Origin of the sequence: Psychroflexus longus, assembly GCF_020164595.1 — a bacterium.
GTDB classification, from domain to species: Bacteria; Bacteroidota; Bacteroidia; order Flavobacteriales; family Flavobacteriaceae; genus Psychroflexus; species Psychroflexus longus.
Genome location: NZ_JAIQZE010000010.1, coordinates 18,101 through 33,851, shown reverse-complemented (window position 1 = coordinate 33,851; position 15,751 = coordinate 18,101). Strand labels below are relative to the sequence as shown.

Below are 15,751 nucleotides of genomic sequence, written 5' to 3'. Positions count from 1 at the left end.
ACTAAATAATCATTAACACAGGTACAACATTTGTGCCAAAGCAAACAGCATGGGAAAGAGCTTAACAAGTAGAAAAGAAGATTACTCCAAGTGGTATAACGAGTTAGTTGTAAAGGCAGATTTGGCTGAAAACTCAGCTGTAAGAGGCTGTATGACTATTAAACCTTACGGCTTTGCCATTTGGGAAAAAATGCAAGCTGAGCTGGATAGGAGATTAAAAGAAACTGGGCATGAAAATGCATACTTCCCCCTATTTGTTCCAAAATCTCTGTTTGAAGCAGAAGAAAAAAACGCTGAAGGTTTCGCTAAAGAATGTGCTGTCGTTACACACTATAGATTACAAAATGATCCGGACAGACCTGGAAAATTAAGAGTTGACCCTGAAGCTAAACTTGACGAAGAGCTTGTAGTGAGACCTACTTCAGAAGCGGTTATCTGGAATACTTTTAAAGGTTGGATACAATCATATAGAGATTTACCATTGAAAATCAACCAATGGGCAAATGTGGTAAGATGGGAGATGAGAACCCGTTTGTTTTTAAGAACGACAGAATTTTTGTGGCAAGAGGGACACACAGCTCATGCCACGAAAAAAGAAGCTATTGAAGAGGCTGAGCTTATAAACTCACTTTATGCCGATTTCGCTGAAAACTTTCTAGCAATGCCAGTGATACAGGGTTTGAAATCTGAAAGTGAAAGATTTGCTGGTGCTTTGGAGACTTATTGTATAGAAGCTTTAATGCAAGACGGAAAGGCTTTACAAGCAGGAACTTCACACTTTTTAGGTGAGAATTTCGCTAAAGCATTTGATGTAAAGTTCACCTCAGACCAGGGAAAACAAGAATATGTTTGGGCAACAAGCTGGGGAGTTTCAACAAGGCTAATGGGCGCACTAGTGATGACCCATTCAGATGACAATGGTTTAGTCCTTCCGCCAAACTTAGCACCTATACAAGTGGTCATTGTTCCTATTTTCAAAAATCAAGAACAATTAGATCTAATCACTGAGAAAGCAGAGTCGATAGCTGAAGCCTTAAAAGCTAAAAACATCAGAGTAAAGTATGATAATAGAACTACTCATAAGCCGGGTTGGAAATTTGCAGAATATGAGCTGAAAGGTATACCATTAAGAATTGCTATTGGACCAAAAGATCTTGAAAAAGGAACCGTTGAACTTGCCAGAAGGGATTCGCTTACCAAGTCTTTTGAAGATCAAGAGGGTATTGAAAACCTTATTGACAATCTCCTTAAAGAAATTCAAGGTGCATTGTTTACGAAAGCTAAGAATTTTAGAGATTCTCATATTACTGAAGTGGATACTTTTGAGGATTTTAAAGACATCCTTGAAAATAAAGGTGGATTTATTTCGGCACATTGGGATGGAACTTCAGAAACTGAAGAAAAAATTAAAGAAATCACAAAAGCCACAATCCGTTGTATTCCTATGGAAGGTCATAAAAAAAATGGTGAATGCGTCTTAACAGGCAATTTTTCTTCTCAACGCGTTTTATTCGCGAAAGCTTATTGATTTTTTTCAAAAAAACATTTGTGCAATTTAAAAAATTGGTTATTTTTGCACTCGCAAATTTAATGGTCCGTTCGTCTAGGGGTTAGGACGCCAGGTTTTCATCCTGGTAACAGGGGTTCGATTCCCCTACGGACTACAAGTTTAAGTTCATATAATAAATTATTAACACGGTCCGTTCGTCTAGGGGTTAGGACGCCAGGTTTTCATCCTGGTAACAGGGGTTCGATTCCCCTACGGACTACTATTAAAATTTTATATTTAAAGTTATGGCTAATCATAAATCAGCATTAAAGAGAATAAGAAGTAACGAGGCAAAGCGCTTAAGAAATCGTTATCAACATAAGACGGCTCGTAATGCCATCAGAAGATTGAAAGCTACAGAAGATAAGTCCGAAGCGACTAAAAGTCTTCCTGAGATCATTTCAATGATCGATAAATTGGCTAAGAATAACATTATTCACAATAACAAAGCTGCTAATTTGAAGTCTCAACTTACAAAACATGTTTCAGCTCTTTAAGTTGAAGCGTTTAATAATTAAATGATCTCTTAATTGAGGTCATTTTTTTTGATCAAAAATATTATTAATAATAAGTCTAAATAAGTTTAGTTGTTATAAATTTGTAAATAAAAAACTATGAAAAGAATAATCTATTTACTTCTAATTGCAGTTTCAATAATCGGATGTAAATCTGAAAACAAAGAAGAATCTGAAAAAATACTAACTGTATATACACACAGACACTATGAATCGGATCAGGAATTATTCAAACGTTTTGAAAAAGAAAGCGGAATAAAACTCAATATTGTGAATGCCAGTGCTGATGAATTGATACAAAAAATGAGTCTTGAAGGTAAGCAGTCTCCTGCTGATGTACTTATAACTGTAGATGCAGGTCGACTTTACAGAGCTAAATCTCAAGATTTATTACAACCGATTTCTTCATCTCTTATAGATTCTATTGTACCCAGCTATTTAAAGGATGAAGATGGACACTGGGTTGGATTGACCAAAAGAGCTAGAGTGATTGCTTATTCTAAAGAAAATATAGACTCCACTCAATTATCTACATATGAAGATTTAACTTCAGATAAATGGAAAAATGAAATACTTGTTAGGAGTTCTTCTAATATTTATAATCAGTCTCTTTTAGCCTCTATTATAGCTAATAAAGGTCAAGAGAATGCAGAAAATTGGGCCCAGGGCATAGTTAATAACATGGCTAGGTCACCTAAAGGTAATGATCGGGATCAGGTAAAAGCAGTAGCTAATGGTGTTGGGAATTTAGCTATTGTGAACACCTATTATATTGGAAAACTTTTAAATTCTGAAGATGAGGATGAATTAAAAGCTGGAAATAGTGTTAATATATTTTTCCCAAACCAAGAAACAACAGGAACACATATTAATGTGAGTGGTATTGGTGTTGCTAAATATTCTCCAAACAAAGAAAATGCTATTCAATTTATTGAATTCTTATTGAAAGAAGAAGCTCAAAATATATTTGCAGGATCTAACTATGAGTATCCTGTAAATCCAAATGTTGAGCCTTCAGATATATTGAAGCAGTGGGGGGATTTTAAAGAAGACAAATTATCACTAAACGAACTTGGCAGAAATAATAAAGAAGCTGTTATTATTTTTGATAAAGTAGGCTGGAAATAATATTTAGTTGAACATAAAAGATAGATTTTACAAACTAAAAAGAGACCTCAATAGATGGTCTCTTTTGTTGTTGTTAATCTTAGCAGTAGTAGCCATACCAATTCTCACCATAGGCCTCAAATTATTTGACGGTCCTGGAGAAAGCTGGAATCATATAGTAGACTACGTACTGTTTGACTATTTGCAAAATTCATTTCTATTAGCCATTTTCTGTTCTATCATTGTTATTGTCTTCGGAGTTACAACAGCTTGGCTGGTTTCCAGGTTTGAATTTCCTTTCAGAAAACAATTGGAGTGGCTTCTAATTTTACCACTGTCGGTCCCCGCTTATATTATGGCCTATGCTTATGCTGGTGTTTTTGGATATTCTGGAGTATTTTCAAACTTTATGGAATTAGTGGGAGTAGATAGTTTCAGAATAGAATTCATGAACATTTACGGCCTCTCATTTGTTCTCAGCATCTCACTCTTCCCCTATGTTTATGTAAGTTGTAGAACTTTTTTTCTAGCTCAGGCAACCAATTTACTCGAAGCTTCAAGAATGCTTGGAATAAGTGAATTCAAATCTTTTTTCAAACTTATTTTCCCACTAGCTCGTCCAGCTGTAATAGCAGGATTAGTCTTAGTACTTATGGAAGTATTGAATGACTACGGTGCTGCAAGTTATTACGGAGTAAGTACATTTACTACTGGGATTTTTAGATCCTGGTTTTCTCTTGGAGAACCTGAAACTGCTATCTATTTATCAGCCATCCTTTTGATTATCGTATTCGGATTAATTCTTTTCGAAAAGTGGCAAAGAAGAAATCTGAACTTCACTTCAGCAAAATCTTCAAAGCAGAATTACAACTCAAGGTTAAAACCAAAAATGAGTAATCAAATTTGGTTTAGTATAATTTGCTTTGTCCCTGTTTTTTTAGGTTTCATTTTACCTGTTGTCCAGTTAGTTATCTGGGTAAAACAAACTTTAGAAAAAGTTTGGAATGTTGAATTTATTTCAATTACCCTTGAAAGTTTTGGCATTGCTTTTCTAACTGCTTCGGTTACCGTTTTGGTAGCTCTACTCCTACTCTTTTTTACAAAATGGAATAAAATTGAATTGCTTAAAACCACCTCAAAGCTTGGTGTTTTAGGTTATGCGATTCCTGGGATTATAATTGCTATAGGTGTTTTAATACCTAGTTTATACCTAGATAAGTGGTTAATCGAAAGAAATATTACTTCAAAACTGATTTTGAATGCGACGTTAATTGCATTAGTATATGCATATGTAGTAAGATTTCTAGCTGTAGCCTACCAACCCCTAGAGTCTTCTAGTCTAAAAATAGACAGAAGCTTATCTGATTCTTCTAAAGTCTTAGGCAAAGGAAACTTCAGAACCTTCTTCAAAATTGAGTTCCCCCTCATAAGAACTGGATTATTGAGTGCTTTTATTCTTGTCTTCATTGATATTCTGAAGGAATTACCGCTTACTTTAATCATGAAACCTTACGACGTAAATACTTTGGCCGTTAAGGCTTTTGAATACGCTAGTGATGAAATGGTAAGTTCTGCAGCACTTCCTTCTCTTCTCATAATATTAACGGCATTAATTCCCGCAATTTTTTTAAATAAGTTACTTTTGAAGAATGCAAGCAACACTTAACATTTCTAACTTATCAAAGTCTTATGACCAAGGAAAGGTAAAAGCGCTCGATAACATATCTTTTTTCGTCAAAAAAGGAGATATCTGCGCAGTAGTTGGTGAAAGTGGGAGTGGTAAAACAACCCTAATCAGATTGATTGCTGGCTTGGAAGAACTAGATAATGGAGAAATCCTCATAAAAGACCAACTCGTAGCTTCCATCAAAAAAAATACTGCTCCAGAAAAAAGAGATGTCGGGATGGTATTTCAAGAATATGCCTTGTTCCCACACCTTTCCGTTTTAGAAAATGTGATTTACGGCATTAAAAAATCGAAAACCAAAAAAGATGTTGCATTAGAAACCCTTGACCTTGTTGGTTTGAAAGGTTTTGAAAAACGTTATCCTCATGAATTGTCTGGAGGACAACAACAAAGAGTTGCATTAGCAAGAGCTCTGGCTCCCAACCCCTCTGTATTGATCTTGGATGAGCCCTTCAGTAACCTGGATGCCATGATGAGGCACAGGCTAAGAAACGAAGTTTTCAATATCATCAAAAAAACTGGTGTAACCGCTATTTTTGTTACTCATGATACTCAGGATGCCCTAGCAGTAGCAGATGAAATTCTGATTCTTCAAAATGGCAGGCTAGTACAAAAAGATGAGGCTTCAGCTTTGTATAAAAAACCACAGTCCATATACGTCGCTTCATTATTCGGGAATACAGTCCAACTTAATAAAGGTTTGCAGACTGCATTCAAATGTCCGCTAAAGGAGGATTGTTGCCATGCCATAAGAAATGAAAACCTTACTGTAAATCAAGATTGTGATTATGTTTCTGAAGCTGAAATACTCAAAAGAACCTTTCTAGGCACCCACTCTCAATTACTTCTAAAACTTGATAATGGAGAACACCTTACAGTTGTCACAAACGAACCTGTTTTAGGCAATACCATAAAGATTGGATTTAATTCTAAGGATGTTCTGGCTTTCGACGAATAACTATTGACCTCTAAAGAATATAACCGTACTTATCGTTTTGAGAATAATTCTTAAATCCAAAAAAATACTTCTATGCTTGATGTAGTAAAGGTCATATTGAAGCTTTTCAATCATATCTTCATCGGAATTGGCGTATTTTGAATTCACCTGAGCCCAGCCGGTAAGACCAGGTTTTATAATTTGTCTCACTTCATAAAATGGTATTTTTTCTGAAAGTGTTTTAACAAACTCAGGACGTTCCGGCCTTGGACCGATCAAACTCATATCTCCTTTCAACACATTAAAAAACTGAGGGATTTCATCAAGTCGACTTCTTCTTAAAAAATTTCCGAATTTTGTGATTCTTACATCACCTTTCGAAGCAAGTTGAGCACCATCAGTCTCAGCATTTTTGATCATAGATCTGAATTTGATTATATAAAACTCCTTACCGGATTTTCCTAACCTTAATTGCTTGTAAAATAGACTACCCCTATTTCCTATCAAGTTACCAAGCAATACCAAAGGCAAAAAGAAAACACCAAAAATCAAACCAATTAAACTCATTAGAATATCGACTATTCTATGGTATAAAAGATAAAGTCGATTCTGATTGCTTCTACTAAAAGGAAAATAAAAATAAAAATCGTTGTTGATATATTGAATGGGCACTTTACTGGTGATTTCTTCATAAACATGCGCATAGGCTTTAATTGGAAATCCTGTCTTAAGAAGAGGTGTCAAAGCCTGATAAAGCTCGGAACTCAAACCATCCATAGAATTTGCAACTACAATCTCCCCTACTTTACGGGCCTGGACAACATTTTGCAGATCACTAAGTTTGTAAGCTTCAAAATTGACAGATGTCCTTTCTTTAGTACTTATAAAACCTTTGATTTCATAATTAGGGTCATTCGATAACAAATCATTTCCAATTTTATCAATATCAACATCATCACCAACGATCAAAACTCTTTTAAAGAATCTAGGTGAAGCAATTAAGCCTATGTAAAGGAATCTCCAAACCAATAGAGTAAAAAGAATTATTCCAAAAAAATAGATGATTTGAAATCGGTTATCTGGAAGTGGAGGAGAGAAAATAGGTGTAAGCAGAAAAAATAAGGTAACAAGCAAGCTAGTGAACACTACATTTTTTACTGTAGCCTTTCTGGACTCAGCTTTTTGCAAATCATAAATTTCGAAAACAGTTCCAAACAATAAAATGTAAAAACCCAGCGTGACTAACCAAGTCCATACATTGTCTTTGAATGGAAAATAAGTGAACGCGGAGCTTTCTGTAGTTATATAGAGGGCGATCCAAACAAAAACCACATCAAAAATTCTAAGTAGTATTTTTCTCTCAGAAATCTCAAAATGGGTAGCTTGGTTAGTTTTCATATTTCAGGATGAGCAGACAAATTTATAAAATATCCAGATGAATACTCGATGAACTATTTCTTTATATTTTTGTTTGTTAGAATTTCTTTTGAGGGCTTCAATTTTAAAGTAAATTTGAAAAAAATTGAGTTTGAAAAACATACTTTTAGCCTTAGCATCTGGATTATTATTAGCATTAAGCTGGCCTACAAGCGGATTTAGCCCTTTAAGTTTTATTGGATTTGTCCCACTTCTACTTGCTGAATTTGACATCAGGAAAGATAATTTTAAAAGAAAAAACTTGAGAACCTTTGGTTATGCTTACCTCAGCTTCTTAATATGGAATATTATAACGACTTATTGGCTTTACTTCTCTACTCCCTTCGGTGGGATTTTTGCTATTCTCGCCAACTCTCTATTGATGAGCGTGGTTTTATTGATTTATCATATCATAGCTAAAAAAGTTACATTTACAGCAGCATCTTCATTTTTTATTGCCTTATGGCTTAGCTTTGAAAAACTTCACCTTGGTTGGGAATTCTCATGGCCCTGGCTAAATCTTGGTAATGTCTTTGCAAATGATATCAATCTCATCCAGTGGTATGAATACACAGGGACTTTTGGCGGAAGTCTATGGATCTTGATTTCCAACTTCATAATTTTTAAGGGGATTTTGCTTTATATCCAGCATAAAGATAAAGGGATACTCGTTCGCACAGGACTAAGATTTATACTCATAATTGCGTTACCTATCATCGTTAGCCTTATAATAAAGCCTGAAACAAGTTCAGAAAATACTATTGAAACCTTAAGTCTTCAACCTAATGTTGACCCTTATGCTGAAAAGTACACAACAGATAATAAAGGAATTTCCAAAAGCCTAATCAAGCTTACTAAACCTTACCTCAATGAAAAGAAGCAACTTCTCATAGCGCCTGAGACGGTTTTTGCTGAAGGTGTCGATATAAACAACTACAGATTTTCTCAAGCTAAGAGATTTTCTCAGCAACTTTTTGAACAAAACGAGAAACTCAACATTTTATATGGCATATCGATGTATGAAATTTTACGCGATAAGAATCAATTGTCACCACAAAGCAATTTTTTGAGAAAAGGTGTTTGGTTCAATGATTATAACAGTGCAGTATTCGAGAGAAAAGACACTCAACATGAGTTTTACCATAAATCGAAATTAGTCGTAGGAGTAGAAAACTTTCCTTATCAATCTACTCTAAAGCCATTATTGGGAGATATTATGATAGATCTTGGCGGCACCGTTGCTATGAAAACCACTCAAGATAAGAGAAGCGTTTTTGAATTGAATAATGGTTCGAGCATTGCTCCTATTATTTGTTATGAGTCAGTTTACGGTGAATTTGTAAATGGATACATAAAAAATGGTGCCAATGCACTGGCTATCATAACAAACGATGCCTGGTGGGGAGAAACTCAAGGGCACAAACAACATTGGAGTTATGCGAGATTGAGAGCTATTGAAACAAGACGAGCGGTTGTAAGAAGTGCAAATACTGGAATATCAGGCTTTGTAGACAAAGATGGGACTGTTCTTAAAAAATCTGAATATGATGAAAAAACTATTCTGAAATATGATTTACCTCTGTATGAAGGTGAAACTTTTTACGTTAAATCTGGCGACTATATTCCTAGAATTTCAAATTTCCTGGCGTTATTCATATTTCTATTTGCAGTGACAAGAAGGAGAAGATAAATCAAGTTTTAGACTGCAGAGCTATCGATAACATTATGTAAGTCAAAATAATGAGAGGGATCGCAACAAACTGAAGTAAAAGTAAAGCTACGATGGAGAAAATCACAATAAAATATCTAAACCAATTTTCTTTAAAGTTTAAGTTTTTGAATTTCAATGCGAATAATTTCAATTCTGCATTGAGTAATAAAACGCTGAGTACTGAAATAAAAATAAGAACGTAAGTATTTTCAATCAAAGGAATTAAAAAAGATTCCGGATGGTATTCCAGGATAAGTCCTAAACTTAAAATCAACAAGGCATTGGCTGGTGTTGGCAAGCCTATAAAACTTTCAGTCTGCCGCTCGTCGATATTGAATTTTGCCAATCTGTAGGCAGAACCAAGTGTAATGATTAATCCTATAAAAATCATCCAATTCACCTCTGAAGACAGAAAGTCTAAATCCATATAAGAATCGATAGATTGTAATAAAAGCTGACACATTACAATCCCTGGAACCAAACCACTTGTAACCATATCTGCTAAGGAATCTAATTGTAAGCCCAGATCACTTTTCACGTCCAAAGCCCTGGCAGCCAAGCCATCGAAAAAATCAAAAAAAATACCAAAGCCGACAAACAGAGTTGCAACCCCTAAGTCGCCTTGCACTGCAAGTACAGCAGCAACACTTCCGGAGAGTAAATTTAAAAGGGTTATAAAGTTTGGGATTTGTCTTTTTATCAATGACATAAAGTTGAATATTTTCACACAATAAGAAATAGCAAAATAAGTTTTAATATTATTAATTGTAGCATATTTGCTCAAAATAATTACAAGATTGAAGAGGCTTACCTTCATATTAATTTCGTTTTCTACATTTTTTGCTTTTTCACAGACAGCAAAGTATTCCAACGAATTCTTAAACATTGGTGTGGATGCCGCTTCCTTTGGAATGGCAAACGCTGTAACAGCTACTACGAGTGATGTGAATTCTGGATATTGGAATCCTGCTGGTTTGATTCATCTGGAAGACAATCAAGTTTCTGCAATGCATGCCAATTATTTTGCCAATATTGCTACTTACAATTATGTCGCTGGTGCGATGCCGATTGACCGTAGAAGCGCTGTTGGCTTTAGCGTAATAAGGTTTGGTGTAGATGACATTTTAAATACAACTCAACTTATAGACGAACAGGGCAATATTGATTACAATCGCATAAGTCTTTTCTCGACAGCAGACTATGCTTTTACTTTATCTTACGCCAGAAGTTTACCTCTTGAAGGATTTTCTTATGGCGTGAATGCCAAAATCATAAGAAGAGTCATTGGCGATTTTGCCAATGCCTGGGGATTTGGTTTTGATGCTGGAATTCAATTTCAAAAAAACTCCTGGTACTTCGGTGTAATGGCAAGAGACATTACAACCACCTACAATACATGGACTTTTGATGATTCTGAATTAGCTACAATTCAGAATGCAATAGAAGGTCAAAATCAGTCAATGCCAGAAACCTCAGAAATCACTTTACCAAAACTTCAAATTGGGATTGCAAGAAAAACTGCAATTACAAGAGATTTTGACTTGAACACTTCTTTAAATCTTGACATGAGATTTGCGCAAACCAACGACGTGATCTCCTCCGGTACGTTAAGTGCTACCCCTGCTTTTGGTTTTGAAGTAGGCTATGTCAATTTAGTTTATCTGCGAGGAGGCGTTGGCAATTTTCAAAATCTGGAGCAACTGGGAGGAAACGGCACCGAGCTTGGTTTTCAGCCCAACTTTGGAGTTGGCTTCAAGTATAAAGGCATACAAATTGACTATGCCCTTACCGATATTGGCGACCAAAGTCTTGCTTTATACTCCAATGTTTTCTCTTTAAAATTGGACTGGTCGATATTTAGATGATTTCTAAATAGCTTCAATCCTCTCTCGCCCAGAGCAATATTTACAAAATTATAGTAACTACTTAACAAGTCATAAAGTTTTAACCTTATCGCCTTGTTAAAAGTTTTTGAGCCCTTTAGTTTCGCCGCTGGCTAATTCAAAAACAACTAACTAATGAAACAAAATGCAAATTGGATCTTTTTATTCGTTTTCGCTTTAATCTCCCATGTGGGGTTAGCGCAGAATCAAGAAGTGACAGGAACTGTCGTTGACAACACTGGATTACCCTTACCAGGTGTTAACGTCATTGAAAAAGGAACAACTAATGGTACTCAGACTAACTTTGATGGAGAATTTACCCTTCAAGTTGGTGATGACGCTACTTTGGTGTTTTCCTATTTAGGAATGAAAGAACAACAAGTAAATATTGGGACTAAAACAAGCCTTGACATTACATTACAACCTGATACGGGTCAACTTGATGAAGTTGTTGTAACTGCTTTGGGTATAAAAAGAGAGAAGAAATCTTTAGGCTATGCGACTCAAGAGGTCGGAGGAAATGAAGTCTCTGATGTAGCAACACAAAATTTTACAAACGCTTTATCTGGTAAAGTTGCCGGTCTTAAGGTAAAATCTTCGGGTACCATGGGAGGTTCTACCAATGTAGTAATAAGAGGAAATGCTTCATTAACAGGAAGTAATCAAGCCTTATTTGTAGTAGATGGAACGCCAATTATCAATCAAAATTCCAACACAACAGGACAAACCCAAGGACGTGGTGGGTATGATTACGGGAACGCTGCTGCGGATATCAATCCTGATGATATTGAATCCATCAATGTCCTGCGAGGAGCTGCTGCTTCTGCACTTTATGGAGAGAGAGCTGCTAATGGTGTGATCATTATCGAAACTAAAAGGGGACAAAAAAACAAAGGTATAGGCGTAACCGTAAGATCATCTGTAATGTTTTCTAACGCAGATGATGAAACCTTACCAGACTACCAGCAAAAATATGGAGCTGGATATGGGCCATACTATCAATCTGAAGATGGTTATTTTAATCTTTTTGATGTCAACGGTGATGGTGTTTTAGATGAAACAACTCCTTTTACAGAAGATGCTTCTTTTGGTGCAGCTTTCGACCCGGATAGAATGATTTATCAATGGAATTCTATCTATCCTGAGCTAGACACTTATCAACAAGCTTCCCCTTGGGTGGCTGGAAAAAACACCCCAAATGACATTTGGGAAACTGGTTATACAATGATCAATTCTGTTGCACTGGATGGTGGAACCGATAAAAGCACATACAGAGTTGGATTCACAAATTTAGATCAAGAAGGAGCCTTACCAAATAGTAGCATCACTCGTAACAACATCAAATTTTCTGCATCTCATGATTTGACTGATAAATTCAGTGTGAGTTCTAATTTCAACTTTATCAAAACAGATGGAAAAGGAAGATATGGTACTGGTTATGATGCTTTGAATGTTATGCAATCATTTAGACAATGGAATCAATCAAACGTTGATTTGTACAAACAAAGAGATGCATATTTTGCTACTGGTAATAATATTACTTGGAATCCAAACGGTCCAAATAATTTGACTCCAATCTATACAGATAATCCCTATTTTACGAGATATGAAAATTACCAAACAGACACTAGAAATCGCTACTTTGGTAATATTAATTTGAATTATCAAATCAGTGATGTATTTAGTGTTTTAGGACGTTTCACATTTGATACATACAGTGAACTACAAGAAGAACGTAAAAATGTTGGATCTGTTGGAGTTTCAGGGTATTCAAGATTTGATAACAGAGTCGCTGAATACAATTATGACTTAATTTTAAATTTCAATAAAAATTTAAGTGATGACTTAAATTTAGATGGTAATGTTGGTTTCAATTTGAGAAGAAATGAGCAATCATCTATCAGAGCATCCACCAATGGAGGATTAAATGCACCTGACTTTTTTGCCTTGAGCAATAGTAAAGATCCGCTAAATCCACCTTCAGAATATGAAGCAGACCAAATGCTCGACGGTATATTTGCCAGAGCAAGTTTAGGTTACCTGAACACATATTACATGGAAGCTACCATGAGAAGAGACAGATCTTCTACTTTACCAAGTTCAGACAATACTTATTATTATCCATCAATTTCAACAAGTGTTTTATTATCAAACATCATTGATAAGTATTGGTTGAGTTTTGCAAAATTTAGAGCCAACTATGCACAAGTAGGAAGTGGAACAGATCCTTACAGAGTTTTTAACACTTACCTGGTCTCAGCACCATTTGACGGTCAAGGTGTTGCAAGTTTGAACGGAACTCTCAATAATCTTGAATTAAAATCCGAAACTTCTAAGTCATTTGAAGTAGGTTTAGAGTCCAGCTTTATAGACAACAGATTAAGTGTAGATTTTTCTTACTACAACACTAGAACAGAGGATCAAATCACTCCTGTTCCTGTTTCTAATGCCACAGGTTACACAAGAAAACTTCTTAACGCAGGAGAGATAGAAAACAAAGGTTTTGAAGTTCTTCTTAGTGGTAAGCCAGTACAGATGGATGATTTCAACTGGAATGTTAGTGTAAACTGGTCTAGAAATAGAAATGAAGTGATAAGCCTAACAGATGGAGTCGATAACCTTCAACTGGCAAGCCTGCAAGGAGGAGTTTCAATTAATGCAGCTCCAGGTCAACCATATGGAGCGATAAGAGGAACTGATTATGTTTACGATGAAAATGGAAGTAAAATCGTAAATAGCGACGGTTATTACGAAACAACAGATTCTAATAATAACGTAATTGGAAACATTCAGCCAGATTGGAATGCAGGTATCACAAACTCATTTAGATATAAAAATTTCAGATTTAGTTTCTTGATTGATATACAAGAAGGAGGAGATATCTTTTCATTAGATACTTGGTACGGAATGGCTACCGGAGTTTATGATGTCACAGCAGGTATAAATGATCTTGGAAACGAGATGAGAGCACCATTAACTGGAGGAGCTGATAGCGGTGGTATAATTTTACCAGGTGTAAATGCAGATGGATCCCAAAACGAAACAAGAGTTCCTTTTGATACCTATGCTAATCCTTACGGGTATGCACGTGATGCGAACAAAGGGCACGTTTATGATGCCTCTTACATAAAGCTTAGAGAATTAAGTCTTACTTATGATTTCAGCGATAAAATTCTCGAAAAATTGCCATTTACCAACGCTTCTATTTCATTCATAGGTAGAAATCTATGGATTATTGATAAAAACTTACCGTATTCAGATCCTGAAGCTGGATTGAGTTCTGGTAATGTACAAGGCTATCAGTCTGGAGCGTATCCAGCAATGAAGCAATATGGTCTTAATCTTAGGTTTAATTTTTAAACAATAAAAAATGAAAAAATACTTAATCATATTAACGGTAGCCTTTCTTTTCGCATCATGTTCTGATGATGAAAAGTACGAAAGGCTCAATCAAGACCCAAAAAATCCAACCCAAGTATCAGAAGACTTCTTATTTACTTCGGCAGCGGTGAGTTTGGGAGACTTTTTGGCAAGCCCAAATGTAAACATCAATATTTTTAGATTCGTAAGTCAGTACCTCACAGCTACAACTTACGTAGATGAGCCAAATTATGACTTGACAAACAGAAATATACCTCAGTCCCAGTGGTCTGAAATATATAGAGATATCTTATTAGATCTTGATGACGCTAAAGGGTATATCAATGATAATTCTGATCTTTCTCAAAGTGAGAAGGATGCACGTATAGGACAAATTGAAGTTATTCAAGTTTATGCATGGCAAGTTTTGGTTGATACCTTTGGAGATATACCCTATAATGAAGCTTTACAGGCAGAAACAAATACACTTCCAGCTTACGAAGATGATGCCGTAATATATGAAGATCTTATAGAAAGACTTCAAGCTGCAAGTGCATTGTTAAATTCTGGACAAGGATTTGTCGGTCCAGATGTAATATTCGGAGGAGATATGAGTAAATGGAGTAAATTCAATAACTCTCTTCAACTTAGATTAGCAATGAGAATTTCTGATAGTAATCCAAATTTATCAAAAAGCGCTGCAGAAGATGCCGCTAGTAAAGGAGTTTTTACAGGAAATCAAGATAATGCGATAATAGCTTACCAAAGTTCACCGCCTAATACCAACCCATTGTGGGAAGATTTAGTACAAAGCGGAAGATCCGATTATGTTGCAGCAAATACTATAGTTGATATCATGAACGATCTGGAAGATCCAAGACGAACCTACTATTTCGATCAAAACCTAGGAGATGGTGTTTATGAAGGAGGTATTTATGGGTCTCAAAATCCATTTTCTGGATCGACTCATATAGGGGAAGCCTTTAGAGATCCAACACATGCAGGTATATATTTAGATTTTGCTGAAGTTTCATTTCATTTAGCAACTGCATCAGAATTAAATTATAATGTTTTTGGTGATGCAGAAACACATTATAACAATGCTATTACAGCATCTATGAATTATGCTGGTATTGATGACCAAGATGCTATTGATGCTTATTTGAGCAAACCGAATGTTTCTTATGATCCTTCGAACTCCAATACTTTAATAGGAACTCAATTTTGGATTGCTATGTTTGATAATCCTTTGGAAGGATGGTCAACTTGGAGAAAATACAACGAACCAAATTTAAATCTACCCGGATCTACAGGAAATCCAGTACCAGTGAGATATACTTATCCTGTTAATGAGCAAAATTTGAATGAAGCAAATTATAATGAAGCTTCTCAAGCTATTGGAGGAGACACACAACAAACCCAAATCTTCTGGGATGTGAATTAGCTTTCAATTTTATAGTATATTATCAAGACCTGCTAGAGAATTCTAGCAGGTTTTTTTTGGTTAAAAATCACTCTAAAAATCTGGATTAAATATTTTAAATTATATTTTACTCGATATCATAGTTATCAAAAAGTCCAATTAG

General features: G+C 35.4%; 11 protein-coding genes and 2 tRNA genes. 11 read left to right on the top strand and 2 right to left on the bottom strand.

Annotated features, from left to right (window positions below):
• The first annotated feature begins 49 nt into the window (after positions 1 to 49).
• The 7 genes from proS (at position 50) to LB452_RS09620 (ending at position 5,816) form a co-directional block, all read left to right on the top strand.
• Positions 50 to 1,528 (top strand): proline--tRNA ligase, encoded by a 1,479-nt coding sequence (proS, locus tag LB452_RS09650; RefSeq protein WP_224461534.1) that lies wholly within the window; start codon positions 50 to 52, stop codon positions 1,526 to 1,528.
• 64 nt (positions 1,529 to 1,592) lie between these two features.
• Positions 1,593 to 1,664, top strand: a tRNA-Glu gene (locus tag LB452_RS09645).
• 33 nt (positions 1,665 to 1,697) lie between these two features.
• Positions 1,698 to 1,769, top strand: a tRNA-Glu gene (locus LB452_RS09640).
• 25 nt (positions 1,770 to 1,794) lie between these two features.
• On the top strand, positions 1,795 to 2,046 hold the full coding sequence (rpsT, locus tag LB452_RS09635; RefSeq protein ID WP_224461533.1) for a 30S ribosomal protein S20: 252 nt from the start codon (positions 1,795 to 1,797) through the stop codon (positions 2,044 to 2,046).
• Positions 2,047 to 2,163: 117 nt separating this feature from the next.
• Positions 2,164 to 3,192, top strand: a complete 1,029-nt coding sequence (locus tag LB452_RS09630) for a Fe(3+) ABC transporter substrate-binding protein (protein WP_224461532.1) — start codon at positions 2,164 to 2,166, stop codon at positions 3,190 to 3,192.
• Positions 3,193 to 3,199: 7 nt separating this feature from the next.
• On the top strand, positions 3,200 to 4,837 hold the full coding sequence (locus tag LB452_RS09625) for an ABC transporter permease (protein WP_224461531.1): 1,638 nt from the start codon (positions 3,200 to 3,202) through the stop codon (positions 4,835 to 4,837).
• Positions 4,821 to 5,816, top strand: coding sequence for an ABC transporter ATP-binding protein (locus LB452_RS09620; protein WP_224461530.1), 996 nt, complete (start codon positions 4,821 to 4,823; stop codon positions 5,814 to 5,816). The genes LB452_RS09625 and LB452_RS09620 overlap by 17 nt, the downstream gene beginning before the upstream one ends.
• Here the strand turns inward: LB452_RS09620 and LB452_RS09615 are convergent, their stop codons facing one another.
• The gene (locus LB452_RS09615) at positions 5,817 to 7,193 is read right to left on the bottom strand and encodes a sugar transferase (protein WP_224461529.1); all 1,377 of its coding nucleotides are present in this window, start codon (positions 7,191 to 7,193) and stop codon (positions 5,817 to 5,819) included. It lies immediately after the preceding gene.
• 130 nt (positions 7,194 to 7,323) lie between these two features.
• Here LB452_RS09615 and lnt point away from each other — a divergent pair, with 130 nt between their 5' ends.
• Entirely contained in the window at positions 7,324 to 8,901 is a 1,578-nt protein-coding gene (gene lnt / locus LB452_RS09610; protein WP_224461528.1) for an apolipoprotein N-acyltransferase, read from the top strand.
• 1 nt (position 8,902) lies between these two features.
• Here lnt and LB452_RS09605 read toward each other — a convergent pair whose 3' ends face one another.
• Entirely contained in the window at positions 8,903 to 9,631 is a 729-nt protein-coding gene (locus tag LB452_RS09605) for a CDP-alcohol phosphatidyltransferase family protein (protein ID WP_224461527.1), read from the bottom strand.
• A gap of 88 nt (positions 9,632 to 9,719) precedes the next feature.
• Here LB452_RS09605 and LB452_RS09600 point away from each other — a divergent pair, with 88 nt between their 5' ends.
• The 3 genes from LB452_RS09600 to LB452_RS09590 all read left to right on the top strand — a co-directional run bounded on the left by LB452_RS09600 (position 9,720) and on the right by LB452_RS09590 (position 15,609).
• Complete coding sequence (locus LB452_RS09600; RefSeq protein ID WP_262902999.1) at positions 9,720 to 10,787, top strand: putative type IX sorting system protein PorV2; 1,068 nt, start codon at positions 9,720 to 9,722, stop codon at positions 10,785 to 10,787.
• A gap of 153 nt (positions 10,788 to 10,940) precedes the next feature.
• Positions 10,941 to 14,165 carry a SusC/RagA family TonB-linked outer membrane protein gene (locus LB452_RS09595; protein WP_224461526.1) on the top strand — a complete coding sequence of 1,075 codons (3,225 nt, stop codon included), beginning with the start codon at positions 10,941 to 10,943 and terminating at the stop codon, positions 14,163 to 14,165.
• 10 nt (positions 14,166 to 14,175) lie between these two features.
• On the top strand, positions 14,176 to 15,609 hold the full coding sequence (locus tag LB452_RS09590) for a SusD/RagB family nutrient-binding outer membrane lipoprotein (protein ID WP_224461525.1): 1,434 nt from the start codon (positions 14,176 to 14,178) through the stop codon (positions 15,607 to 15,609).
• Positions 15,610 to 15,751 lie beyond the last annotated feature (142 nt).

Bases quoted from the DNA above. Each gene is read 5' to 3' on its own strand.
- proS (WP_224461534.1), top strand. From the start codon at position 50: ATGGGAAAGAGCTTAACAAGTAGAAAAGAAGATTACTCCAAGTGGTAT.
- rpsT (WP_224461533.1), top strand. From the start codon at position 1,795: ATGGCTAATCATAAATCAGCATTAAAGAGAATAAGAAGTAACGAGGCA.
- LB452_RS09630 (WP_224461532.1), top strand. From the start codon at position 2,164: ATGAAAAGAATAATCTATTTACTTCTAATTGCAGTTTCAATAATCGGA.
- LB452_RS09620 (WP_224461530.1), top strand. From the start codon at position 4,821: ATGCAAGCAACACTTAACATTTCTAACTTATCAAAGTCTTATGACCAA.
- LB452_RS09615 (WP_224461529.1), bottom strand. From the start codon at position 7,193: ATGAAAACTAACCAAGCTACCCATTTTGAGATTTCTGAGAGAAAAATA.
- LB452_RS09605 (WP_224461527.1), bottom strand. From the start codon at position 9,631: ATGTCATTGATAAAAAGACAAATCCCAAACTTTATAACCCTTTTAAAT.
- LB452_RS09595 (WP_224461526.1), top strand. From the start codon at position 10,941: ATGAAACAAAATGCAAATTGGATCTTTTTATTCGTTTTCGCTTTAATC.
- LB452_RS09590 (WP_224461525.1), top strand. From the start codon at position 14,176: ATGAAAAAATACTTAATCATATTAACGGTAGCCTTTCTTTTCGCATCA.